Consider the following 23,824-nt stretch of genomic DNA (forward strand, 5'->3'; position numbering starts at 1 on the left):
TGCAGACCATGTCCAACCCCTTCTTCGACCAACCGATCCTCAACTCCCCGTACAAGTGCCCGGCGCGGCACTGGGAACTCAACGAGGAGGGGCAGCCGACGGAGAAGATCCTCGAAAGCCGCCGCCGGGCGCAGTTCATCACCCCGATCCCGAAGCCGAAGAAGCGCAAGACTGCCGCCAGCCAGCAAAGCTTCGTTTTCGATGACGGCAAGGGACTGTCAACCCAGGAGCAGCAGTACGACCCCACCTCGATCATCAACGAGGTTCGCGGGCATGTGGATTCCTGGCGTTCCCTGCCCAACGCCAATCAGTGGCAGGTGACACCGGAGACTGCCCGCCTGCTGCAGCACTGGCGTCATCATCGGTTCAGCGCCATCCGACCGTTCTTCTGCCAGGTGGAAGCCGTCGAAACCGCGATCTGGCTCGGCGAGGTCGCGCCGCACTCCCGACACGGCAAGCGCGTTCTCGAGCATCTCGCGGCGGCGAACAGGGACGCCAATCCCGAGCTGCTGCGCCTCGCCCTGAAACTCGCCACCGGCGCCGGCAAGACGACGGTGATGGCCATGCTCATCGCCTGGCAGACGATCAACGCGCTGCGCCGGCCGGGCAGCAGGAACTTCACCCGTGGCTTCCTGATCTGCGCGCCCGGCCTGACGATCAAGGATCGCCTGCGCGTCCTGCAGCCGAACGACCCCGACAGCTACTACAGGGGCCGCGAACTGCTGCCGGGCGACCTGCTCGACGACATGAGCCGCGCCAGGATCGTCATCACCAACTACCACGCCTTCAAGCTGCGCGAGCGCATCGAGATTTCCAAGGGTGGACGGCAGCTCCTGCAGGGCCGCACGGGCGATGAACTCCGCACGCTCGAAAGCGAAGGCCAGATGCTGCAGCGGGTGATGCCCGAGCTGATGGGCATGAAGAACATCCTCGTCATCAATGACGAGGCGCACCACTGCTACCGCGAAAAGCCGAGGGACGCCGATGACGAGAACCTGAAAGGCGACGACCGGAAGGAGGCCGAGAAGAACAACGAAGCCGCCCGCCTCTGGATTTCCGGCCTCGAAGCCGTCAACCGCAAGCTCGGCACGACCCGCGTCATCGACCTGTCGGCGACACCCTTCTTCCTGCGCGGCTCCGGCTACGCCGAGGGCACGCTCTTCCCGTGGACGATGAGCGACTTCTCGCTGATGGACGCCATCGAATGCGGCATCGTCAAGCTGCCGCGTGTACCGGTGGCCGAGAACATCCCCGGCAACGAAATGCCGATGTTCCGCAAGCTCTGGGAGAACATCAGCAAGGACATGCCGAGGAAGGGCCGCGGCCAGGGCGAAGACCTCGACCCCCTGAGACTCCCGACGCGCTTGCAGACGGCACTGCAGGCGCTCTATGGTCACTACGAGCAGACTTTCAGGCTGTGGGCGGAAAAGGGCATCAAGGTGCCGCCCTGTTTCATCGTCGTTTGCCAGAACACCGCCATCTCCAAGCTGGTTTACGACTACGTCTCCGGCTTCCAGCGCAGGAACGCCGATGGCAGCAGCACGCCGGAAGTCGGACGGCTGCCGCTGTTCCGCAGCTCCGACGAACACGGCAACCCCCTTCCCCGCCCGAACACGCTGCTGATCGACAGCGAGCAGCTCGAAGCCGGCGATGCCCTCGACGACAATTTCCGCAGCATGGCGGCCGACGAGATCGAGCGTTTTCGCCGCGAGATCGTCGAGCGCTCCGGCGATGCCCGTTCCGGCAACCACATCAGCGACCAGGAGTTGCTGCGCGAAGTCATGAACACCGTCGGCAAGCCAGAGCAGCTTGGCGGCGCCATCCGCTGCGTCGTCTCGGTCTCGATGCTCACCGAAGGCTGGGACGCCAATACCGTCACCCACGTCCTCGGCATCCGCGCCTTCGGCACCCAGTTGCTCTGCGAGCAGGTCATCGGCCGGGCGCTGCGCCGCCAGTCCTACGAATTGAACGAGGAAGGGCTGTTCAACGTCGAGTACGCCGACGTCTTCGGCATCCCCTTCGACTTCACCGCCAAGCCGGTGATTGCGCCGCCGCAGCCGCCACGCCAGACGGTACAGGTCAAGGCCGTTCGCCCCGAGCGCGACGCGCTCGAAATCCGCTTTCCGCGGGTCGAGGGCTATCGCGTCGAGCTGCCCGAGGAACGGCTGACCGCCGACTTCAACGACGATTCGGTCCTGCAACTCAGCCCCGACCTGGTCGGCCCGTCGATCACCCGCAACTCCGGCATCATCGGCGAAGGCGCGGACATGAGCCTGCAGCACCTCGGCGACATGCGACCCGCGACACTCGCGTACCAGCTGGCCCAGCGGTTGCTGTACACCAAATGGCGCGACCCCGGCGAGGAGCCCAGGCTCTACCTCTTCGGCCAGCTCAAGCGCATCACCCGGCAATGGCTCGACACCTGCCTGGTCTGCAAGGGTGACACCTACCCGGCGCTGCTGATGTACCAGGAACTCGCCGACATGGCCTGCAACCGGATCACGGCGGCGATCACCCGGCGGTTCCTCGGCGAGCGTCCGATCAAGGCGTTGCTCGACCCCTACAATCCCACCGGATCGACCGCGCACGTCCGCTTCAACACCTCGAAGACCGACCGCTGGCAGACAAGTTCGCAATCCTGCCACATCAACTGGGTGATCCTGGACAGCGACTGGGAAGGCGAATTCTGCCGCGTTGCCGAGTCGCACCCCAGGGTTCGCGCCTATGTGAAGAACCACAACCTCGGCCTGGAAGTCCCCTATCGCTACGGCTCCGAGACGCGCAAGTACCGGCCCGACTTCATCGTGCTGGTCGATGATGGCCACGGCCCCGATGACCTCTTGCATCTGGTAGTCGAGATCAAGGGCTACCGGCGCGAGGACGCGAAGGAGAAGAAATCGACCATGGACACCTACTGGGTGCCCGGCGTGAACCATCTCGGCAGCCATGGCCGCTGGGCGTTTGCCGAGTTCTGCGAGGTGTACCAGATGGAGTCCGATTTCCGGGCCAGGGTCGAGGGCCAGTTCGCCAGGATGATCGAATCACTTGCGCAATAGACGGCACATTCGCTGCGACATTTCCGGCGACAAATTTTTTTGCGAAGAATTTTATCTTGATGAAAAATAACGACAGTTTGCAATGGAGCGGCGGACATCATGCACGACAGGATAATCCTCGAAGACTGTTCCGACCGCTCTCGCCGGATTGACACCGACCGCTTCGGACCCTTCGTCTTCCAGCCAGGATTCACCGTGGCGGCGGTTGATCTCGCGCTCCAGCGCGTCGAAGACGCGCACGCACGCTTCGTCGCGTCGCCGCTTGCCCAGGTGGCGAACCGACTCGAGCAGGAGATCCTGGTCAGCAGCGTGTTCGGCACCAACACCATCGAAGGCGGCACGCTCAGCGAAGAGGAGACCGCCAGCGCCCTGAGCCTCGATCCCCGGCAGGTGCAGGCAGTCGAGCAACAACGCGCACTCAACATCAAGGCCGCCTACGACCTGTCTCAGGCTGCCGCAAGAATCCCAGGCTGGTCGCTGACGACAGAGTTCGTCATCGACCTGCATCGACTGATCACCGCCGATATCCCGCACGAAGACAATCGCCCCGGCCTGCTCCGCGACAACCCGAAGACCCGCGTCACCACTGTCGGCGACGCCGCGCATGGCGGCCGCTACAAGCCACCGCAGTACGGCGGGGACATCGAACGTCTGCTCGCTGCGCTGATCGCCTGGCATGGCGAGCTCGAAGCGGCCGGCGTTCCGGCGCTGATCCGCGCGCCGCTCGTGCATCTCTACTACGAACAGATTCACCCCTTCTGGGACGGCAACGGCCGTGTCGGTCGCGTCATCGAAGCCACCTTGCTGCAGGCCGCCGGTTATCGCTACGCGCCCTTCGCCCTGGCGCGCTACTACCTGCAGAACATCGACGCCTACTTCACCCTCTTCAACAGTTGTCGCAAGGCCGCCGAGAAAGGGCGGGACGCGCCCAACCAGGCGTTTGTTGACTTCCACCTCGAGGGAATGCGCCAGACGATCAATGCGCTGCATGATCGCGTCAATCGACTGGTCAACATGCTGCTCTACGAGAGCAGGATCCGCCGCGCCCTCGACGACAAGCGGATCAACGCCCGGCAATACACCATTCTTTCGATGTTGCTCGATCGCGGGCGGCCACTGCCCCTCGACGAAGTCCGGCACGCGCCCTGGTACACCAGCCTCTATCTGAAGCTCAACGACAAGACGCGCCAGCGCGACCTGCACCGCCTGCGGGAGCTGGAGCTGGTCTTCCTCGATACCGACAACGCGCTGTGGTCAGGCTTCGTCGTCCCCACGAACATCAAGCCGCCCGGAAAGCCGGACTCAAGATAATGCGACCAGCGAAGGCATGACCATGGCCAGACCCAGCAACGCCAAATCCGTCGAATCACTGACCCACGACGAAGCCCGGCGCAAGAACATCCCGACGGCCGAATACCAGGCGGTGCTGCCTACCGAGCAGCAGCAGCCGAAGCAGGTCCGCTACCCGCGCAACACCGATCTCGACCCGCAGCTCGTCTGGCGCGGAAAGGACGAGCAGGACTGGAGCGACCTCGTCGTCGCGGCGCCGCCGCTCTACATCCAGGAGAAGGTGCACCCGAAGGTGCTGATCGACGACCTGCTGCGCAGCACCAGGGAGCGCCAGCATGAAGCCGGACAGATCACACCCGATCTCTTCGCCGATTTCAACGGCATCCCCAAGGGCGCCGACAAGACCGATTTCTACCAGCACGACCAGAACTGGAGCAACCGCATGATCCTCGGCGACTCGCTGTAGGTCATGGCCAGCCTCGCCGAGCGCGAGGGCCTGCGCGGCAAGGTGCAGTGCATCTACCTCGATCCGCCTTACGGCATCAGGTTCAACAGCAACTTCCAGTGGAGCACCACCAGCCGTGACGTCAAGGATGGCAATGCGAGCCACATCACGCGCGAGCCAGAGCAGGTCAAGGCGTTTCGCGATACCTGGCGCGACGGGATTCACAGTTACCTGACCTACCTGCGGGATCGGCTGACCGTCGCGCGGGATCTGCTGAGCGAGTCGGGGTCGATTTTCGTGCAGATGGGCGATGAGAATGTGCACCGGGTTCGGGCGGTGATGGATGAGGTGTTTGGCGAGCAGAACCTCTGCTCACAACTCACAGTGGTAAAGACGGCCAGCCAATCGGCCGAGCTGATCGCGGGAACGGCGGACTACGTTCTTTGGTACGCGAAGGCACGCGAGACAGTGAAGTTCCGCAAGGCGCTTGCCACCAAGGGGCTGGAAGCAGACAAGTCGGGTGTCTACAGATGGGTTCGTGATCGGGAGGGGGTCGAGCGTGCGTTGACGGCTGAGGAGCGAGCGAGAGGTCACACGGCGCGCATCTTTTCCACCGACAACCTTACATCGCAACGCCCACCAGGCGACTTTCCGGTAGCGATGCTCGGTCGCGCCTTCGGGCCCGGAAAGGGTTATTGGAAGACCGGCGAAATCGGAATGTCGCGACTTCAAAAGGCCAACCGCGTAGCAGTGGCGGCAAACAGCCTGAGATACGTGCGGTTCCTTGATGACTTCAAGGCGCAAGCGATTGGCAATGTCTGGACTGACACAGGCACGGGCAGCTTTACCGACGAGAAAGTCTATGTCGTACAAACCGGCAGCAAGCTGGTGCAACGCTGCATTCTCATGTCCTCCGATCCCGGCGACCTCGTCCTCGACCCGACCTGCGGCTCCGGCACCACCGCCACCGTCGCCGAGCAATGGGGCCGCCGCTGGATCACAATCGACACCTCGCGCGTCGCGCTCGCCCTGGCGCGCGCCCGCATCATGGGCGCGCGCTATCCGTTCTACCTGCTCGCCGATTCCCGCGAGGGCCAGCGCAAGGAAGCCGACGTCAGCCGCAGCGCGCCGAGCACGCAGCCGGTACACGGCAACCTCCGCCACGGCTTCGTCTATGAGCGCGTGCCGCACATCACGCTCAAGTCGATCGCCAACAACGCCGAGATCGACGTCATCTGGGAGCAGTGGCAGGCGAAGCTCGAACCCTTGCGCGAATCGCTGAACGCGGTGCTCGACAAGGCCTGGCAGGAATGGGAAATCCCGCGCGACGCCGACCAGTCCTGGCCCGACCCCGCGAAGAAGCTGCACGCCGACTGGTGGCAGGCGCGCATCGGCCGGCAGAAGGAAATCGACGCCTCGATCGCCGCCAAGGCCGATTTCGAGACCCTCTACGACAGGCCTTACGAGAACAGGAAGTGCGTGCGCGTCGCCGGTCCCTTCACCGTCGAGAGCCTGTCGCCGCACCGGATGATCGGCGTCGACGAGGACGACGAACTGATCGACGGTTTCCAGCAAGATCGCGCCGGGTACGGCGCCCGCCAGTCCTTCGCGCAGTTGATTCTCGAAAACCTCAGGACGGCCGGCGTGCAGCAGGCGCACCGGGAAGACCGGATCAGCTTCACCGCGCTGACGCCCTGGCCGGGCGAGGGAGCGATCTGCGCCGAAGGACGCTATCTCGAAGGTCAGGAAGGTGAAATGCGCGAAAAGCGGGCCGGCATCTTCATCGGCCCCGAGTTCGGCACCGTGCAGCGCAGCGATCTGGTCGAAGCCGCGCGCGAGTGCGGCGAAGCCGGTTTCGACGCGCTGATCGCCTGCGCCTTCAACTACGAGGCGCACGCCACCGACTTCAGCAAGCTCGGGCGCATCCCCGTGCTCAAGGCGCGCATGAACGCCGACCTGCACATGGCCGCGGACCTCAAGAACACCGGCAAGGGCAATCTCTTCGTCATCTTCGGCGAGCCGGACATCAGCCTGCTGCCGCAGGACGACGGCAAGCTGTGCGTCAAGGTGAACGGCGTCGATGTCTTCAAACCGCAGACCGGCGAAGTCATCAGCGACAGCACCGACGGCATCGCCTGCTGGTTCATCGACACCGACTACAATCAGGAAAGCTTCTTCGTCCGCCACGCCTATTTCCTCGGCGCCAACGACCCCTACAGCGCATTGAAGACGACGCTCAAGGCAGAGATCGACCGCGAAGCCTGGGCCAGCCTGAACAGCGACACCTCGCGTCCGTTCGTGAAGCCGAAGTCTGGGCGGATCGCGGTGAAGGTGATCAACCACCTCGGGGACGAAGTCATGAAAGTGTTCCGCGTGTAGGACCGGCGATGTTCAGAGCCGGCGGGTGGAAGCACACGAGCGCCGCGCTCTGCCCACCATTCGGGCTTGCTAGTGACGCCTCGCGGTACTGCGGATCCGGGAATGAGCAAACGAGGGAATTCGCCCAGCATGCGTTGCGCCGGCTGGCCGGCTTCGTCAACGCGCTCAAGCTGCGGCATCGGGACATCGAGGTGGGGGACGAGTTGAAGGGACTGATCTCGAGTCCGAGCCATGGTGACACGGCATTCTGGTCGGCCGGGGTCAGCAGGAACCTTCGCCCGTCTGTGCGAGAGAGCGACGCGAGCCTCCGGTTCCGCGGAGTCGACCACGGAGGACCGCTCTCACCGCCACCCGCGGTTCGCAGCTCAGCGCCGCTCACGCAGGACGAAGGGTTCGATCAGCGCTTCCGGCACCGAGGGCGGCAGGTTGCGGGCGCCGCTGAAGTTGGCATTCCAGACATCGGCATTGGCGAGGTCGGCCTGCGCCATGTCGGCATCGCTGAAGACCGCGTGGCGCAGGGTCGCGCCGAGGAGTTTCGTGCCGACCAGTCGCGCGCCGGAGAAATCGGCGCTTTCGGCCGCGGCGCCAGTCAGATCGGCGCCGGACAGATCGGTACCGACCAGCCTGGCCCCGAGCAGCACGCCGCGAAAGGCATAGCAGCCCTTGATCGAACCGCCGGAGATGTCGATGCCCTCCATCAGGATGTCCTTGAGATAGGCGCCGGCGAAATCTGCCCGCGGCGCGCGGGTGTTGATCAGATTGGCGCCGAAGAGATTGGCGCCGCCCAGGCGGGCGTCGGATAGATCGGCATCATCGAAGGTGGCATGAAAGAGATCGGCGTCGCGGAAATCCGCCCTGGCGAGCTGCGCCCCGGTGAAGTTGGCCCATTTGGAATTGCTGCGACTGAAGTCCGCCCCTTGCAGGCGCGCCTCGCGCAGATCCGCATTTTCCAGCTTGGCTCCGGCGAAGCGCGCACCGCGCAGGTCGCGACCGTCCAGCCTGGCCCGGCTCAAGTCACAGGCCGACAGGTCGGTGGCTGCCGCGGGACGGCCGCAATCGCCCGGCGGCAGATCGGTTGCCCGCGCCGGCAAGGCAGCGGTGGCAGCGAGCACAAGCACTGCAGACCAACTTTTCATCGTCGTCCTCCAATTTCTTCGCGCGGTAAAGCGAGAGAAACCCGGCCCGGCGAGCCGCCTGCTGCTTCGGCGTACATGCTGCCGGCGGCAACTTGTACAGGCCGGCGAAACTCGCCCGCATCCCGCAGTAATCCCGGCAGTCTTCGCCAGACACAGGCATCACGCTCACACCTGCTGTGCCAGGCTGTAACGAAATCCGGCATGGGACAGGGCCGAGGCTCGCGGATCGGCTGCACCATCAGCAACGGCGATGTTGCCCAGAAGCACCCCACTGAAAGTACACGCATGGCGATTGGCACCAAGGGCATCAATCTCGAAATGCATCCGCCCAGCGGGCGCCTTCTTCACGAATTTCGCACGATGGTTATTCCCGCCCGAAACCAGCTTCCCGCTGGCCACGTATCGCCAACACGAAGACCGTATCGATCTCGGCAACATAGCGATACAGCGCCACATAGCCATGCGAGCGGCGCCCGATCACCAGTTCCCGCTTGCCGCCCTCGTCCGGGTGACCGATCAACGGGTTCGTTTCGAGCACACCGATGGCCGCGACAACCTCATGTATCCGCGCCACGGGGTTCTCGACCTGATGCTGATCGAGATGATCGAGGTGATCGAGGATCCGGTCGAAGTTCTCTCGAACCTCGGGCGCCAGTTCGATGCGTGACACGCTACTTCGCCAGCTTGCGCGCTGCCGGGCGCTTCACCGCCTTGCCGGCTACACGCCCCTCAAGGTAGCTGCGCATCTCGCTCCACGGAAGCGTCTTGCCGGCTTCGACGATGCGGGCATAGCGCTCTTCCGCCAAGGCATCGAACTCGGCCCGGCGCTCGGCCTGCTCGGCCTTTTCGGCAATCGCTTCAAGGATGAAGTTGTGTGGGGTCGTGCCGGCACGCCCGGCCGCTTTGGCCACGCGGGCTTTCAGGTCGTCGGGGATACGGATGGTCGTGGTGCTCATGGAAAGCTCCGGGCGGGACTCGATACGGATTCAATGTAGCACACCGGTGACACACGAATAAGCCGGGGCCACCAATCAACCCACGAAAGACCAATTCATGCTGACCGCGTATCAGTCGGTACTTGGCTGCCGCCCGATGTGCGCGCGATCGGGCAAGGCCCGCAGCGGCGGCAACGAGCACAAGCAACGCAGACCAGCTTTTCATCGTCGTCCTGCAAACGAAAGTCTGCTACGATCCGTCCGGCTGCCGCACCTTCTCGTCCCAGCTTCCCCTGCGGCAGACCACCCGCCATGACCCTGCCATCGGCCACCGAGCACAGCCTGCTGACCACGCTGTTGCGCCTGAGCGAGCTGTTGCCGCCGACTTACGCGCGCTTTCGTCCGCTGCTGGCGGACGCGCTGCTGTTCTTCCTCGACCGCCTCCCGCCACGCCGCCAGCAGGAAATCTTCGCCGCCCAGCTGGCACTGCCGGTCAATGCCAGCCGATCGCGGCGGCTGCTCGCGCTGTTCCGCCTCTGCCCCACCCTGCACAAGCTCGGGCAGGTGGTCGCCCACGATCGGCGCCTGTCCGGTGACCTGCGCCGGCATCTGCAGGAACTCGAAACGCTCGTGCCGACCGATTCCTTGCGGGCCGTCCGGCCGCAGCTCGAACGCGAGCTGGGCCAGGTCACGGGCCTGCGCATCGCGCGCAAGGCACTTGCCGAGGCCAGCGTCGCCGTCGTCGTTCCCTTCGTCTGGCAGCCGGCGGCGAACGGACCGCCGCAGCACGGCGTCTGCAAGGTGCTGCGGCCGGGCGTCGAGCAGCGGCTGGAAGAGGAACTCGCCATCTGGCCGGCGCTCGGCAGCCACCTCGAGGAGCGCTGCGTCGCGCACGGGCTGCCGGTGTTCGACTACGCCAACACCCTCGACAGCGTTGCCCGCCTGCTCGCCAATGAAGTCCGCCTGGAGCGCGAGCAGGCTCATCTGCGCCAGGCCGCCGAGTTCCATGCCAACGCAGCGGACATCGTCATCCCGCATCTCTTCCCTTTTTCGACACCGACCGTCACCGCCATGCAGCGGGTCGATGGCTGCAAGGTGACGGTGCAGGATCTGCCGCCGAGGGAGATGCGACGGCGCGCCGAACGAGTGGTCCGCGCCCTGCTCGCGCAGCCCTTCTGGCGAAGCGGCGAGGCCGGGGCCACTTTCCATGCCGACCCGCACGCGGGCAACCTGCTGGCGATGCCGGACGGGCGACTGGCCATTCTCGACTGGGCGCTGACGACGACCCTGTCCAAACGGCAATGCGAAGCGGTCGTGCAACTCGTTCTCGGCGCCCTGACACTGAACCACCGGCGTGCCTGCATGGCGATCGCCGGGCTCGGCCACGTGATCGACGACGAACAGGTCGAGGCCGCAGTCGGACAGGCGATCGGCCGGGTACGCAGCGGCCGCTTCCCGGGGTTCGACTGGATGACGTCCCTGCTGGACGCACTGGCGGCGACTTCGGCAGTCCGCTTCCCCGAAGACGTCAGCCTGTTGCGCAAGGCGCTGCTGACCCTGGCGGGTGTCGCCGCCGACGTGTCGCCGGACATGGCGATCGATGGCGTCCTCGTCCGCGAAGGGGCGAGCCAGTTCATCGCCAGCCTCTGGTGGCGGCCCTGGGTCTGGCCGGACCGGCGCCCGCGCGGCGGCGCCCACCTCTCGAATGCCGACCTGTTCGGTCTCGGCGCCGAGATACCGGCCAGCGTGCTCCGTCTCTGGGCCGGGAGCCGCATCTGATCGCAACCGCTGGCCCGGGCGCAGACGCGCCGGCATCAGCGCGCGCAGGTCGCAGGCGCGGCGACGATGACCGCCTGCAGAACGGCAGCGACATCCGTGTTGGTGATGTAGCGGCCATCATTGAAGCCGAGCACCTGGGCCAGCCCGGGGTCCACACCGTCGACTTCGTCGTAGAAGCGGTCGGCACCGGCCCCCTTGGCCCACAGCAGGGTGTTCTCGTTGGTGTGGGTGTGGTAATGCCACTTGACCCCGGGCAGGTTGCCCGCGCCGTTGTTGCGGATGGGCTCGAAGGCGACGCTGTCGGAGTGCGGGCCCATGGGCATGCCGTTGCCGTGGTCCGTCAGAACGATGAGCAGGGTCTCGTCCCAGCTGCTGTGGGCCTGCACCCAGTCCACGGCCACCTGCACCGCCCGGTTGAAGTCGATCTGCTCCTCGATGATGCCGGCGGTATCCCTGGCGTGCGCGGCCCAGTCCACGGCGCCGCCCTCGACCATCAGGAAGAAGCCATCGCTGCCCTTGCTGAGGACGTTCAGGGCACCCCGGGTCATCGTCTCCAGGCTTGGCACGGTGTCGATGTAGGCCTTGCCACTGGGAGTCGGGGCCCCGCGTCCGACCACGGCGCCGTCGCGACGGTACTGCAGGGTGTCATGGACCTGCGGCAGGCCGATGATCTTGCGGCCGGTCAGCGCCAGGGCGCCTTTCGCCAGTGCCTCGAAGTCGGACCTGGTCTGCACGAGTTGCCACTTTGCGCGGTCGTTGACCGTGTTCCAGGCGGTCCGCGACATGTAGCCGCCGCCAGTGCCGGTGTCTTTGGCGAAGACCGGTGCGGCGCGCAGCCTGCCGTTGCTGTCGTAGTCGGGATGGCCAGCACCCATGATCAGGTCGACCGCCGGGTTGTCGACCATCGCCTGGCTGATCTCGCCGTAGTTGTTGCGATTGCGGTTCGTCGCAGCGAAAGCGGCGGGCGTGGCATGGGAAAAGGGCACGCTCGAGACGATTCCCGTCGCCTTGCCCTGCGCCTTGGCACACTGGGTAATCCAGGCGAGGTCCTGGGCGAAGTTGTCGACGCCGATGGCGTTGTTGTAGGTTTTCACGCCCGTCGCCAGGGCGGTGCCGGCGGCGGCGGAATCGGTGTGGTCGCGCTTGATGTAGTCGTAGCCGTTGAAGTGACTCGGAAAGCCACCGTAGTTCCCGGCGTTTGGCGTCTTGTCCCACGCGCTGGCCGGATCGTACGACACCGTCGGCACAGCGTTGTGGGTCGGTGTGGTCGAGGTGTTCAACGGATAGGTGGTCATGCCCAGCTTCACCGGGAACCGGTCATAGGCTTGCATGCCCTTCCGACCGTATTGATAGTAGCTGGCCATGTCCCAGGTGCCCCAACTGGCACCGTCGCTGATGAACAGCAGCACGTTCCGCGCCGGGGCGGCCTGGGTGAGGGTGGCGGCAAGGCACAGGGTGAGCAGGCCCAAGGTAGCGAGCAGGTGGCTGGCGATTCGCGCGCGCATCAGGATCTCTCCGGCAATGAACAGGGAGCGGGAGCCGACTTTATACCCGAAAGATGGCCCGAAGCCAGACGCCGGCCACGGATTCCCTGCCCGGCGCAGTGACCGTCCCGGTCCCCACCGCGGGGCCGTCTGCCGCTGGTCGATCATCTTGCCCGCGCCGGGGTCGTCGGCGAGCAGGAAGCGCAAGGACTGTCGCTGCAGCATGGATTGATAGACGGCAGTGATCTGGTGCTGCAGCGGCTCGACGACCGAGGCATGGACGGCCAGAGCGGGATCGAACAGGTGCGCGAGGCGGATGCGCTGCGCGTCGGAAAGCAGACGGAAGAGCGCACCGTCGCCGTCAAGACTCCACGGGAGGCCTTGCTCGACGATGTCCAGCATGGGCTCGCTATCCCAATAGAGCAGCTGATTGGCCACCTTGCGGTCGGCGGTCTTGTCGGTCAGCCCCTGCGCTTCGGAACCGAACCACTGCACGTTGACCACGGTGACCAGGCTTACCGGGAAGACACCCGGCGCTGGCGCAACGGCGACATCTTCCGCGATATCGTCGGCAAGTGCATCCGGGCCCTGGTGAGCCGGGACTGGTGCGGGTGCTGGCAGGGCAACCTCCGGCCAGGGGGGAAAGCCTGGCGGTGTGAAGCGGTCAGGCGACCGCCCAGGTGGCGCCGTGTCCGTCCCCCCGACCGGCAACGACCAAGGTCCCGGTACGCGGCAGGCAACGCCCCACGCCAATGGCGTTCTTCCGCATCGGCTCGATCATGACGGTCGTCGCTTCCACTCCCCGGTTGGTCGTCAGCGTTTCGCCGATCTGGCGGCTGCTCGGCGCCGCGCCTTGCGCCTCGCGGAAGATGCCGAGAACCATGCGCTTGCATTCGCCCGGCCGGAAAAAGCAGTTCCGCACCCGATGGACGTTGATCCGGATTATCCGCAGGTCGAATTGCGGGGAAAACAACTCCTGATCAGCCCGGCGCCAGCCGACACCGCCGCACCGCCGTCAGAATCCCGCGCAAAATCTCGATCGGCGGCGGCGGGCAACCGGGCACGGCGACGTCGACCGGAATGACGTTGGCGACGCGTCCGCAACTCGCGTAGCTCTCGCCAAAGAGCCCGCCGTCGCAACCGCAATCGCCGACGGCGACGACCAACTTGGGCGCCGGCGTGGCCTCGTAGGTTCGGCGCAGGGCCACTTCCATGTTCCGCGAAACCGGTCCGGTGACCAGCAGCATATCGGCGTGGCGCGGGCTGGCGACGAACTTGATACCCAGCCCTTCGATGTTGTAGTACGGATTGTTCAGCGCGTTGATTTCGAGTTCGCAGCCATTGCACGAGCCGGCATCGACCTGGCGGATGGTCAATGCCTGGCCAAGAATGGCAAGTAGTTCGTGCTGAATGCCGTCGCCTTCGACACCGTGCGCGGCGCTGAATTCGGGCGCCGCTTCGCTGCGGATGCCCTGCCCTGCGATCTTCTTGAGGATTCGCCACATCAGAGATCGTGCCCCGTGTAGCTAAGGTTGAAGGACTTGTTGATCAGCGGGAAGTCCGGAACGATATTGCCGATGACCGCGTGCTCGAGCACCGGCCAGTTCTGCCAGGAGGGGTCGTGGCAGTGGCAGCGGCGGATTCTGTTGGCGCCACGCTCGCCGTCCCACTCGAGGGCGACGAAGACTTCGCCGCGCCAGCCTTCGATCCACCCTGCGCCAAGGGCAAGCTTTGCCGGCAGCCGCAACTCGCCACGGATATCGCTTCCACGGTCGCTCTCGCCCAAGCGCAGAAGGATGATGCGAATCAGGCGCAGCGATTCGAAGACCTCGTCGAAGCGTACGGCGACCCGCGCCGCGACATCGCCGCCGGTCCGCGTCGCCATGTTCACGGCAAGCTGATCATAGGGGGCCCATGACTGGTCGCAACGCAGGTCGGCAGCCTGCGCGCTGGCACGGCCAGCGAGACCGGTCAGCCCGAGGCGGGCGGCGAGTGGGGGCGGCACTTGGCCGGTGGTCATGAAGCGGTCCTGCAGGCCGGAATGTTCATCGTACACCTGTCGCAGGTCCCGCACTTCGCGCTCGATGGTGTCGCATTGTCGCGTCAGGCGGTCGGCAACCGCGCGCTCCACGTCTGATGCCACTCCGCCGGGGACGACGCAGTCCATCATCAGTCGATGGCCGAAAGCTTCGTTCGAGAGGCGTAGCCAGTCTTCCCTGAGTCGCGAGAACTGCGCCAGTCCGAAGGCGAAAGCCGCGTCGTTGCCGAGCGCACCCAGGTCACCGAGGTGATTTGCGATTCGCTCACGTTCGAGCAGCAGCGCGCGCAGCCAGGCGGCACGCGCCGGCACCGCATAGCCGGCAATCGACTCCAGCGCCGTGCAGTAGGCCCAGGCGTAAGCGACTGTCGAATCGCCGGAAACCCTCCCGGCCAGGCGATGGCCGTCGAGTGGCGACAGCTCGGTGAAGCGCTGCTCGATCCCCTTGTGCTTGTAGCCCAGGCGCTGTTCGAGACGCAGCACTTTCTCGCCGACGACCGAGAAGCGGAAGTGCCCCGGCTCGATGATTCCAGCATGCACGGGTCCGACGGGTATTTCATGCACGCCATCGCCTTCGACGCGCACGAAGGCGTAGTCGGCGACTTCTCTGGCCGCACCAGCCCGCCCTGCCGCAGCATCGCGGCGCAAGGGAAGGCAAGCCTCTGGCCAAGTGCCATGGGCTAGCCACGGCCGCCGGTCGGCGGCACCGTCCGCAGCAATCCCCAAGAGATCGGCGGCAGCCCGCTGCATGCGGCCCGCAGAGGGGAACAACGACGCCAGGTCAGGATAGCCTGCACCCCGCTCGGCGAGCGGCAGGTCAAGCCACAGAAGGCCTTCGCGCACGGCATAGGCAGCCGAAACGACGAAACCGCCCGCGGCGCCGCGCGTCCGATCGGAGCCCCACAGCGCAACCAGGCGACCGCCCTTCGCCGCCACCCCGCGCGCGACCACTGCCCAGGTCTCCGAGCGCACCGTCGCGCGCCAGGCCGGCAACTCGCCCGGCAGGCGCTCGCAATCGAGACTGAAGCCGGCGATCGGCATCGCTTCAGCCGCCAATCATCCGGGCAGCCTGGCGATACCAGGCGTCCAGGTAGGGCGGGATGTACAGACCCAGCATCAGGCCGAGACCGAGGTGGGCGAAAACCGGAACCAGCGCCGGCGGATGAGCCAGCGGCCTGACCGAGGTTTCGCCGAAAACCATTGGCTGCACCCGGCTGAAGACGGCGGCGAAGGCGACGCCGAGAGCGAGCAACAGGAAGGGCGTCGCCCACGGCTGATCGCGCATGGCGGTGGTGAGAATCAGGAATTCACTGGCGAAGACGCCGAAGGGCGGCATGCCAAGGATCGCCAGCGAGCCAAGCATCATCCCCCAGCCGACGGTTGGGCTGACCTTGATCAGACCGCGGATGTCGGCCATGTTCTGTGTCGCGGCCTTCTGCGTCGCATGACCGACGGCAAAGAAGATCGCCGACTTGATCAGCGAATGCACGGTCATGTGCAGCAGACCGGCGTAGTTGGCGATCGATCCGCCCATGCCGAAGGCGAAGGTGATGAGGCCCATGTGCTCGATCGACGAGTACGCGAACATGCGCTTGACGTCCTTCTGGCGCGACAGGAAGAACACCGCCACGACCACCGACAGCAGGCCGAAGGCCATCATCAGGTGACCGGCCAGCGGGCTCGCCAGAGCCCCGTCGGTCAGCACCTTGCAGCGCAGCAGGGCATAGACGGCGACATTCAGCAGCAGCCCCGAGAGTACCGCCGATACGGGCGTCGGCCCTTCCGCGTGCGCATCCGGCAGCCAGTTGTGCATCGGTACCAGGCCGATCTTGGTGCCATAGCCGATGAACAGGAAAGCGAAGGCCAGGGTAATGATGCCCGGATCGAGCTGCGCCTTGACCGCGTCGAGATTGGTCCACAACAAAGCACCGCCCTCGGTGCCGATCACCTTCTCGGCTGCCATGTACAGCAGCACGGTACCGAAGAGCGCCTGGGCGATGCCGACGCCGCAGAGGATGAAGTATTTCCACGCGGCTTCGAGGCTGGCCGCCGACCGGTACACGCTGACCAACAGGACGGTGGTCAGCGTCGCCGCTTCCATGGCGACCCACAGGATGCCCATGTTGTTGGTGGTGAGCGCCAGCAGCATCGTGAAACTGAACAACTGATACATGCTGTGGTACACGCGCAGCCGCCGCGGCGTCATCTTGCCGTGGTCGCGCTCGATGCGCATGTAGGGCCGCGAGAAGATGGCAGTGGTAAGGCCGACGAAGCTGGTCAGGGTCACGAGAAAGACGTTCAGCGGGTCGATGTAGAATTCGCGGCTCCAGGCGAACAGCGGCCCGTTCGAGATCACCTCGACCGTCAGCAGGCAGGTGGCGACAAAGGTCCCGAAGCTGAACGCGACGTTGATCTCGCGCGCCGCCTCGCGGTGCCCGGTGAACACCAGCACCAGGCTGCCGAAGAGCGGGATGCCGAGGACGAAGTACAGCGTATTCACCTCAGTCCTCCTTGAGCTTTTCAAGGTGACTGATGTCGAGGCTGTCGAACTGTTCGCGAATCTGGAACATGAACACGCCGAGAATCAGGATGCCGACCAGGACGTCGAGGGCGATGCCGAGTTCAACGACCATCGGCATGCCATAGGTGGCCGAGGTGGCGGCGAAGAACAGACCGTTTTCCATCGACAGGAAGCCGATCACCTGTGGTACCGCCTTCGAACGGGTGATCATCATCAGGAACGAGAGCAGCACACAGGCGAGCGCAATACCGAGCGTGGCACGGGCGACGCTGACCGACAATTGGAGATTGGCAGGGCCAGATCGAAAGCGAAAATGACCAGCGCGATACCGATGATCATCGTCGTGGGAATGTTGATCAGCGTCTCGACGTCCCAGCGGACGTCGAGACGAGCAATGAGCCGATGCAGCAGCAAGGGAATCAGGATGACCTTGAGCACCAGGGTCATGCCCGCCGACAGGTACAGATGCGGCTGCTGCGTGGCATAGCCGACGACCACCGTTGCCGCCACCAGCACGGCGCCCTGCGCGGTGAACAGGTGAATCAGCGAGAGAATGCGCCGCTGCGAGATCATCGCGAAGGCCAGCATCAGCAGGATCGAGGCCAGGAGATTGATCAGTTGGCCGACGAGTTCGGTCATTGCGCTCATGTCAGGCGCGCACCAGGATATGGACCAGCATGCCGATCACCGCCAGCAGGAAAGCTGTCGCGAGAAACTCCGGCACGCGAAAGATGCGCATCTTGGCGCTGAGCGTCTCGAGCACGGCGAGCAGCGTGCCGCCGATCGCCAGCTTCAGCACCAGCACCGGAATCGCCAGCAGCAGCGCCAGCGGCGCCTGCGCCTCGGCGATTCCCCACGGGAAGAACAGCGCCAGGCCAATGCACGAATACGCGAAGAGCTTGAGGCTGGCGGCCCACTCGAGCAGGGCCAGATGGCGACCCGAATACTCGAGGATCAGTGCCTCGTGGATCATCGTCAGTTCGAGGTGGGTCGCCGGGTTGTCCACCGGCACACGCGCGTTTTCGGCCAGCGAGACCATCGTGAAGGCGACCCCGGCAAAGGCGAGGCTCGGGTAGATGGTCAGCTCGCGATGCGCCAGTGTCTCGACAATCGTCGTCAGTGAGGTCGACTTCGAGATCAGCGAGGCCGAGAAGAGCACCATCAGGAGCGCCGGTTCGGCGAGAAAGCCGATCAGCATCTCGCGCCGCGCGCCGAGCGTGCCGAAGGAAGTACCGACATCCATCGCCGCCAGCGAAACGAACACCCGGGCAAAGGCGAACAGGCCGACCAGGGCAATGGCGTCGGCCGCCGGCGACAGTGGCAGGTCGGTGGAGAGCGTCGGAACGATCGCGCAGGCCAGCGCCATGCAGCCGAAGACGATGTAGGGCGCGCCGCGAAACAGCGGCGACGCGTGCTCGGCAAGCACCGATTCCTTGTTGAACAGCTTGTGCAACATCCGGTAGGGCTGCAGCAGGCCGGGTGCCGACTTGTTCTGCAGCCAGGCGCGCCACTGATTGATCCAGCCGCCGAGCAAGGGCGCCAGCAGAAGCGCCATGACGATCTCCAGCAGTTGCGAGAAAACGCCGAGCCAGGTCATTGCTTCACCACCACGAGCACCGCAATCAGCGTCACGAAACTGTAGAGGAGATAGACGGCAATCCGCCCCTGCTGCAGCAGGCCGATCAGGCTGGCCAGACGCTCGACGGTGCGCGCCAGCGGCAGGTAGAGCCAATGCCAGAAGTGGTCGGCGACGCTGACCCGATAGCGGGGCTCGGCGTCGAACGGCGTCGGCAACTCACGTTGCATGCGGAAAAAGGGCTCGAAAATCTGCCGGATCGGTTGCCCGAAGCCCTCGGCGGTATCCTGCATGCGCGCGTTCTGCCACGGGTAGCCGCAGTCCCACGGCGCGGCACGGCGCAGGCGGCCGTGGTAGAGCACGCGCACCAGCAGGAAGGCGAGCGCGAAACTGGCAGCCACGCCAAGCAGGAAGATCGCCGGCCCGTAGCTCGCGCGCTCGATCGCCACAGGCACCAGCAGCCAGCCGCCGTCGTCGACAGTCCCGCCGAGACCCGCGCCAACCAGGGCTCGCGTCACCGGGTCGATCAGCGAGATGCACTGGACGGGACAAAGCCCGAGCACGACGCAGCCGCCGACCAGCCAGGCCATGCCGACGCGCTCCCAGGCGCCGGCATCGTGCGCCTGCGCCAACTTCTGCTCGCGCGGCTGGCCGAGGAAGATGACGCCGAAGAACTTGACCATCGTATAACCGGCAAGCGCCCCGATCAAAGCGATCAGTGCCGCCGCCACCGGGATCAGCATGTCGAGCACGGAACTCGGCAAACCCGGGGCAAAGAGAAAGCTTTGCAGCAGCAACCACTCGGAAACGAAGCCACCGAGCGGCGGCAGACCGGCGCTGGCCAGCACGGCAACGAGCGTCACCCAAGCCACCCAGGGCATGCGGCGGATCAAGCCAGCCGAGCTTGCCGAGGTTGCGCTCGCCGGTAGCATGCAAGACGGCACCCGTGCCGACGAAGAGCAGGCTCTTGAAGAAGGCATGGCTCGCCACATGGTAGAGCACCGCGGTGAGCGCCAGCGCCGCCATCGGCTGCATGCCGTAGGCGGCGAACAACACCGTCAAACCGATGCCGGCGAACAGCAGCCCGATGTTTTCGATCGACGAGTAGGCGAGGAGCCGCTTCATGTCGACCTGCACGGCGGCGAAGACGACGCCGAACAGCGCAGTCGTCAGGCCGACCGCCAGCAGCAAGAGACCCCACCACCAGAGCGGGGTGTGCAGCAAGTCGAAGGAGAACGCGCAACACGCCGTAGATGGCGGTCTTCAGCATCACCCCGCTCATCAGCGCGGAAACCGGCGACGGCGCGGCCGGGTGGGCTTCAGGAAGCCACACGTGCAGCGGCACGATGCCGGCCTTGGCGCCGAAACCGAACAAGGCGAGCAGGAAAGCAATGGATGCCCAGAACGGTGTCAGTTCCTGGGCGCGCATGTTTGCAAAGGTGTAGTCGCCGGTATTCGCCTGCAGAACGCCGAAGCACAACAGGATGCCGATGGCGCCGACATGCGCGACCAGCAGATAGAGGTAGCCGGCACGCTGGATCTCGACGATGCGATGATTGGCGGTAACGAGAAAGAACGACGACAAGGCCATCGTCTCCCACATCACCATGAACGCGTAGGCGTCGTCGGCGAGAACCACCAGCGCCATGCTGGCGAGAAAAACGTGGTATTCGAGCGCCAGCAGACCGGGCGGCGTGCCTTCGCCCTTGCGAAATAGCCGGCGGCGAAGGCTGACACCCCCGCCGAGACGCCGCCGATGATCAGCAGAAAGAAGGCCGACAGGCTGTCGAGGCGAAAATGGAACGGCAGACTCGGTAGCCCGATCGGCAGCACGGCGACTTCGGGCGACTCATGAGCGAACTCAGGGCAACGCCGAACAGCAGCAAGCCGAATGCGCCGCCGATAGGAAACAGCACCCTGGCCACCAAGGGCAAGTCGGCGCAAGGCGAAAATGCCGGCAACGCCAATCAGCAGCCACGCAACAACGACCAGCAGCACCCAGTCAAGGTGCAGCCAACTGGCCGGATCGACGAAGACTCCTGGCGCGCCGCTCACTCGCTGGAGCACCTGGTACTACGCCGCAGCGACGCGCCGGCCGGCAGCGCATCAAGCAGGAACGGGATCAGGAACAAGGGGGGCGGTGCCTTACTCGGTCAGCCAACACGTCTCGACCGTCAGTGATGGGGAAGCACATACTGCTCGGTATCTCCGGAGAACTCGCACGAAAGTCGCTGAACGGGAAGCTTGCAGCGCGCGGAAAGCCGGAGCACATTGCCCACTTCGACTGCCTTTCGCCCACTGTGCAAACATTGTAATAATTATATTAGCTCCTGTTACAATTGCAACTCTAATTTAATTAACATTTAATGTGATTACATGGAAAACCGTACGGCTCGCCTCACCATTCTCATCGACCCGCGCAAGAAGCAGATCTTCGAAGAAATCTGCGCAGCTCACGACTTGACGCCATCCCAGGTTGTCAGGAAGCTGATCCGTCAATACATCATCGACAACGCCGGCGACCGGGAGCTGCCGGACTGGCTGAAAGGGCGGTCGTCCCCCGACCGGGGCGTTGCGCCGTAGCACGATCGTAGACTCCAGCACCCGGTTGAGCGTGGTGCCCATAACGCAGGTTTCCAGGCTGCGGTAGCTGAGGAACAACCAGCGCTGGTTGCCGGTGAGATCGAGTAGCTCGCGCAGGTTGCGGAACGGCCTGCCTCGAAAGATGGACAAGGTGCGGCTCACCCGTCTCCATGCGCTTCAGGGATCGGCAAACTCGCGTGACCCAAGTTACTGTTGCATTGTTCCACGCGGGGAGATCGTGGACAGGATGTCGATGTGGCCGTGATCCGCGGATTCAGGCGACCCGCCCGTCGATCGGAATCCGGGCGGCACCAGCCTTGATCCGATCCAGGTTACGGACTGCCTTGGACTTGTTCCTGGTGCCCAGGAAGGGAATCGAACCCCCACACCTTGCGGCGGCAGGACCTAAACCTGCTGCGTCTACCAATTTCGCCACCTGGGCACTGCCATATCGACCCGCGCGCCGCGCGCATCAGCGGGCACCCAGGGAGGAGCCGGCTGGCGCGCCGGCTGCACCGCGCGCCATTCTAACCGTGACGCTTCACCGCTGTCAGCTGCCGCGTGCAGTCATGGCCGCGAACGCGCCAGACAACAGGCCTGCCGGTGCCCGATGGCTGCTGCAACGACGGCGAGCGGAAATCCGCCCCCGGGTGGGCCAGCGAAGCGACATCACCTACGGCGGCAAGGAGCGCGCTGCCCGCCGCAAACGGCCCTCCGCTGCTCGCCGGGCTCGTCGTCGCCGGCGTGACACCTCTAACCTCTATACTGTCGGCTCCCTCCTGCCTCGCCCCGGTGTGCCCACATGCCACACGCCCGGTGGCCATTCCGGATGCCCGTCGACCACTACGAAAACTTCCCTGTCGCCTCGCTGCTCCTGCCGCGGCGGCTGCGGCAACCGGTCGAGGCGATCTATCGCTTCGCCCGCGCCGCCGACGACCTCGCCGATGAAGGCGACGCGCCGGCGGCGGCGCGCCTGCAGGCGCTGGCGGCATACGGCAACGAGCTGGACCGCATCGAGCACGGCACACCACCGCTGACGACCGAGTTCGCATCGCTGGCGACGGTCGTACGCGAATGGCGGCTGCCGCTGCACTTGCTGCGCGACCTGCTCGACGCCTTTGCCCAGGACGTGGTCAAGAAGCGCTATGCCGACTACCCGGAGTTGCTCGACTACTCCCGGCGTTCCGCCAATCCCGTCGGACGACTGCTTCTGCACCTGGTCGGCCGAGCCAGCGGGGAAAATCTGCGACGATCCGACTGCATCTGCAGCGGGCTGCAACTCGTCAATTTCTGGCAGGACGTCGCACTCGACTGGCAAAAGGGGCGCGTCTACCTGCCGCAGAGCGACCTCGCGCGCTTCGCCATCAGCGAAGAGCAGATCGCCGCGGCCCGCTGGAGTGAACGGTGGGCGGCGCTGCTCGACTTCCAGATCGAGCGCACGCGGCAACTGCTGCTGACCGGTGCACCCCTAGTGCACGAGCTGCCGGGACGCATGGCGTGGGAAATCCGGCTCACCGTCCAGGGCGGGCTGCGCATTCTCGAACGGATCGGCAGCGTTCGCGGTGACGTCTTCAAGCGGCGACCAGTGCTCGCCGCCGGCGATTGGCTGCGCATGGGCGGCCGCGCGCTGTGGATGTAGCCGGCAGGACCATCGACGTGACGCGCTCGCCCGGCCTCGTCCCGATGCCGGCCGCACGCGGCGCCGCCGGCACGCGCAGGCTCCGCCCCCTCGCACTCTTCGCCCGCTGTCTCCCTTACCAACAGCCTTCGATTGCGGCAATATGGCGTGCTTCATCCACCCACCGCGACCGGAGGTCAAGATGCCCGCTGCTCCTCTTCCCTCGCCGACCGCCGCCGGTCGCGTCGGCTGAACCCAGCGCCAGGATGGCCGATCGCCTCGCCGTCAAGGCCGTCGCCAGACTGCCGGTCCTCGACTACCCGCAGGTGCGCGAGCAGTTGCGCACCGGTGACATCATCTTCTGCTCGGGCACCTACCTCTTCTCGCGGATCATCCAGTGGTTCACGCGATCGGTCTGGAGTCACGTCGGCATCGTCTATCGCGACGACGGCCTGCAGCGAATCTTCGTCCTCGAGAGCGAGACGGCGATCGGCGTGCGCCTGGTACCGCTGTCGAAGTACCTGCGCGATTACCACGGCCGCAACAAGCCGTACCGCGGACGCATCGTCATCGGCCGCATTCGGCCGCAAGTGGATCCCGAGTCGCTGAAGCAGGCGATCAGCTTCGGCATGGACGAACTCACCCGACCCTACGACAACTGGGAGATCTGCCGCATCGCCATCCGCATCCTGTTCCGCCGCGGACGGAAGGTGCGCGACCGCAAGTACATCTGCTCCGAGCTGGTCTACGAGGCCTTTCGCAAGGCCGGAATCGACTTCAGGTTCCGCCGCCGCTCGATCAGCCCGGACGACATCTGGAACGACGAGCAACTGGAGATGCAGTTCCGCGTCCTCTGAGGGCCGCGCGTCGGCCGCGCCGCTGCGCCCGGACCCTCCGACGGCTGCCCGGATGCCACCGGCAGCAGGACGCGCGGTCCGACGAGCATTCTGCCGGCAGCAAGAGCAGGCATTGTGGAGCCCGCTT

The 23,824-nt window shown here is 65.2% G+C and carries 16 protein-coding genes, 1 tRNA gene and 4 pseudogenes; 7 read left to right on the forward strand and 14 right to left on the reverse strand.

Features of this window, described 5'->3' with window-relative positions:
* The first annotated feature begins 8 nt into the window (after positions 1–8).
* The 3 genes and pseudogenes from V5B60_RS01970 (at position 9) to V5B60_RS01980 (ending at position 7,170) form a co-directional block, all read left to right on the forward strand.
* Positions 9–3,056: a BPTD_3080 family restriction endonuclease gene (locus V5B60_RS01970; protein ID WP_332345351.1), complete on the forward strand. Its 3,048-nt coding sequence runs from the start codon at positions 9–11 to the stop codon at positions 3,054–3,056.
* A gap of 99 nt (positions 3,057–3,155) precedes the next feature.
* Entirely contained in the window at positions 3,156–4,367 is a 1,212-nt protein-coding gene (locus V5B60_RS01975) for a Fic family protein (protein ID WP_332345352.1), read from the forward strand.
* A gap of 22 nt (positions 4,368–4,389) precedes the next feature.
* A pseudogene (locus V5B60_RS01980) lies at positions 4,390–7,170 on the forward strand (site-specific DNA-methyltransferase).
* Positions 7,171–7,535: 365 nt separating this feature from the next.
* Here the strand turns inward: V5B60_RS01980 and V5B60_RS01985 are convergent.
* The 4 genes from V5B60_RS01985 to V5B60_RS02000 all read right to left on the reverse strand — a co-directional run bounded on the left by V5B60_RS01985 (position 7,536) and on the right by V5B60_RS02000 (position 9,262).
* Positions 7,536–8,306, reverse strand: a complete 771-nt coding sequence (locus tag V5B60_RS01985; protein ID WP_332345353.1) for a pentapeptide repeat-containing protein — start codon at positions 8,304–8,306, stop codon at positions 7,536–7,538.
* A gap of 165 nt (positions 8,307–8,471) precedes the next feature.
* On the reverse strand, positions 8,472–8,654 hold the full coding sequence (locus tag V5B60_RS01990; RefSeq protein WP_332345354.1) for a hypothetical protein: 183 nt from the start codon (positions 8,652–8,654) through the stop codon (positions 8,472–8,474).
* A 16-nt stretch (positions 8,655–8,670) separates the two neighbouring features.
* A complete protein-coding gene (locus V5B60_RS01995; protein ID WP_332345355.1) occupies positions 8,671–8,976 on the reverse strand; it encodes a type II toxin-antitoxin system RelE/ParE family toxin in 306 nt (101 codons plus the stop codon).
* Position 8,977: 1 nt separating this feature from the next.
* The gene (locus V5B60_RS02000) at positions 8,978–9,262 is read right to left on the reverse strand and encodes a CopG family ribbon-helix-helix protein (RefSeq protein ID WP_332345356.1); all 285 of its coding nucleotides are present in this window, start codon (positions 9,260–9,262) and stop codon (positions 8,978–8,980) included.
* A gap of 291 nt (positions 9,263–9,553) precedes the next feature.
* On the opposite strand from V5B60_RS02000, the gene V5B60_RS02005 reads away from it, so the two are divergent.
* Entirely contained in the window at positions 9,554–11,020 is a 1,467-nt protein-coding gene (locus V5B60_RS02005; RefSeq protein WP_332345357.1) for an AarF/UbiB family protein, read from the forward strand.
* 35 nt (positions 11,021–11,055) lie between these two features.
* On the opposite strand, the gene V5B60_RS02010 is transcribed toward V5B60_RS02005, so the two are convergent.
* The 9 genes and pseudogenes from V5B60_RS02010 to hyfB form a co-directional block, all read right to left on the reverse strand.
* A complete protein-coding gene (locus V5B60_RS02010; RefSeq protein ID WP_332350386.1) occupies positions 11,056–12,672 on the reverse strand; it encodes an alkaline phosphatase in 1,617 nt (538 codons plus the stop codon).
* A pseudogene (locus V5B60_RS02015) lies at positions 12,667–13,068 on the reverse strand (RNA helicase); the annotation flags it as partial. The gene V5B60_RS02010 and the pseudogene V5B60_RS02015, both read right to left, overlap by 6 nt.
* Positions 13,069–13,168: 100 nt before the next feature.
* Positions 13,169–13,387: a hypothetical protein gene (locus tag V5B60_RS02020; RefSeq protein WP_332345358.1), complete on the reverse strand. Its 219-nt coding sequence runs from the start codon at positions 13,385–13,387 to the stop codon at positions 13,169–13,171.
* A gap of 97 nt (positions 13,388–13,484) precedes the next feature.
* Positions 13,485–14,009 carry an NADH-quinone oxidoreductase subunit B family protein gene (locus V5B60_RS02025; protein ID WP_332345359.1) on the reverse strand — a complete coding sequence of 175 codons (525 nt, stop codon included), beginning with the start codon at positions 14,007–14,009 and terminating at the stop codon, positions 13,485–13,487.
* Positions 14,009–15,583: an NADH-quinone oxidoreductase subunit C gene (locus V5B60_RS02030; RefSeq protein WP_332345360.1), complete on the reverse strand. Its 1,575-nt coding sequence runs from the start codon at positions 15,581–15,583 to the stop codon at positions 14,009–14,011. Before V5B60_RS02030 ends, V5B60_RS02025 begins: the two co-directional genes overlap by 1 nt.
* A 4-nt stretch (positions 15,584–15,587) precedes the next feature.
* Positions 15,588–17,042: a hydrogenase 4 subunit F gene (locus V5B60_RS02035; protein ID WP_332345361.1), complete on the reverse strand. Its 1,455-nt coding sequence runs from the start codon at positions 17,040–17,042 to the stop codon at positions 15,588–15,590.
* A gap of 1 nt (position 17,043) precedes the next feature.
* Positions 17,044–17,702 (reverse strand): annotated as a pseudogene (locus tag V5B60_RS02040) (formate hydrogenlyase).
* A gap of 10 nt (positions 17,703–17,712) precedes the next feature.
* Positions 17,713–18,660, reverse strand: coding sequence for a respiratory chain complex I subunit 1 family protein (locus V5B60_RS02045; protein ID WP_299066219.1), 948 nt, complete (start codon positions 18,658–18,660; stop codon positions 17,713–17,715).
* Positions 18,657–20,694: pseudogene (gene hyfB, locus V5B60_RS02050) on the reverse strand (hydrogenase 4 subunit B). Before hyfB ends, V5B60_RS02045 begins: the two are co-directional and overlap by 4 nt.
* Before the next feature lie 321 nt (positions 20,695–21,015).
* Between hyfB and V5B60_RS02055 the strand changes: the two are divergent.
* Entirely contained in the window at positions 21,016–21,222 is a 207-nt protein-coding gene (locus V5B60_RS02055) for a CopG family transcriptional regulator (RefSeq protein WP_332345362.1), read from the forward strand.
* A gap of 357 nt (positions 21,223–21,579) precedes the next feature.
* Here V5B60_RS02055 and V5B60_RS02060 read toward each other — a convergent pair.
* Positions 21,580–21,664, reverse strand: a tRNA-Leu gene (locus V5B60_RS02060).
* Between the two features lie 387 nt (positions 21,665–22,051).
* Here V5B60_RS02060 and hpnC point away from each other — a divergent pair.
* The gene (gene hpnC / locus V5B60_RS02065) at positions 22,052–22,861 is read left to right on the forward strand and encodes a squalene synthase HpnC (protein ID WP_332345363.1); all 810 of its coding nucleotides are present in this window, start codon (positions 22,052–22,054) and stop codon (positions 22,859–22,861) included.
* A 245-nt stretch (positions 22,862–23,106) separates the two neighbouring features.
* Positions 23,107–23,697, forward strand: coding sequence for a YiiX/YebB-like N1pC/P60 family cysteine hydrolase (locus V5B60_RS02070; RefSeq protein ID WP_332345364.1), 591 nt, complete (start codon positions 23,107–23,109; stop codon positions 23,695–23,697).
* Positions 23,698–23,824: the final 127 nt, after the last annotated feature.

This window comes from Accumulibacter sp., from assembly GCF_036625195.1.
Classification (GTDB): Bacteria; Pseudomonadota; Gammaproteobacteria; order Burkholderiales; family Rhodocyclaceae; genus Accumulibacter.

Bases quoted from the DNA above. Each gene is read 5' to 3' on its own strand.
- V5B60_RS01970 (WP_332345351.1), top strand. From the start codon at position 9: ATGTCCAACCCCTTCTTCGACCAACCGATCCTCAACTCCCCGTACAAG.
- V5B60_RS01975 (WP_332345352.1), top strand. From the start codon at position 3,156: ATGCACGACAGGATAATCCTCGAAGACTGTTCCGACCGCTCTCGCCGG.
- V5B60_RS01985 (WP_332345353.1), bottom strand. From the start codon at position 8,306: ATGAAAAGTTGGTCTGCAGTGCTTGTGCTCGCTGCCACCGCTGCCTTG.
- V5B60_RS02000 (WP_332345356.1), bottom strand. From the start codon at position 9,262: ATGAGCACCACGACCATCCGTATCCCCGACGACCTGAAAGCCCGCGTG.
- V5B60_RS02005 (WP_332345357.1), top strand. From the start codon at position 9,554: ATGACCCTGCCATCGGCCACCGAGCACAGCCTGCTGACCACGCTGTTG.
- V5B60_RS02010 (WP_332350386.1), bottom strand. From the start codon at position 12,672: ATGATCGACCAGCGGCAGACGGCCCCGCGGTGGGGACCGGGACGGTCA.
- V5B60_RS02020 (WP_332345358.1), bottom strand. From the start codon at position 13,387: ATGGTTCTCGGCATCTTCCGCGAGGCGCAAGGCGCGGCGCCGAGCAGC.
- V5B60_RS02025 (WP_332345359.1), bottom strand. From the start codon at position 14,009: ATGTGGCGAATCCTCAAGAAGATCGCAGGGCAGGGCATCCGCAGCGAA.
- V5B60_RS02030 (WP_332345360.1), bottom strand. From the start codon at position 15,583: ATGCCGATCGCCGGCTTCAGTCTCGATTGCGAGCGCCTGCCGGGCGAG.
- V5B60_RS02045 (WP_299066219.1), bottom strand. From the start codon at position 18,660: ATGACCTGGCTCGGCGTTTTCTCGCAACTGCTGGAGATCGTCATGGCG.
- V5B60_RS02055 (WP_332345362.1), top strand. From the start codon at position 21,016: ATGGAAAACCGTACGGCTCGCCTCACCATTCTCATCGACCCGCGCAAG.
- hpnC (WP_332345363.1), top strand. From the start codon at position 22,052: ATGCCCGTCGACCACTACGAAAACTTCCCTGTCGCCTCGCTGCTCCTG.
- V5B60_RS02070 (WP_332345364.1), top strand. From the start codon at position 23,107: ATGGCCGATCGCCTCGCCGTCAAGGCCGTCGCCAGACTGCCGGTCCTC.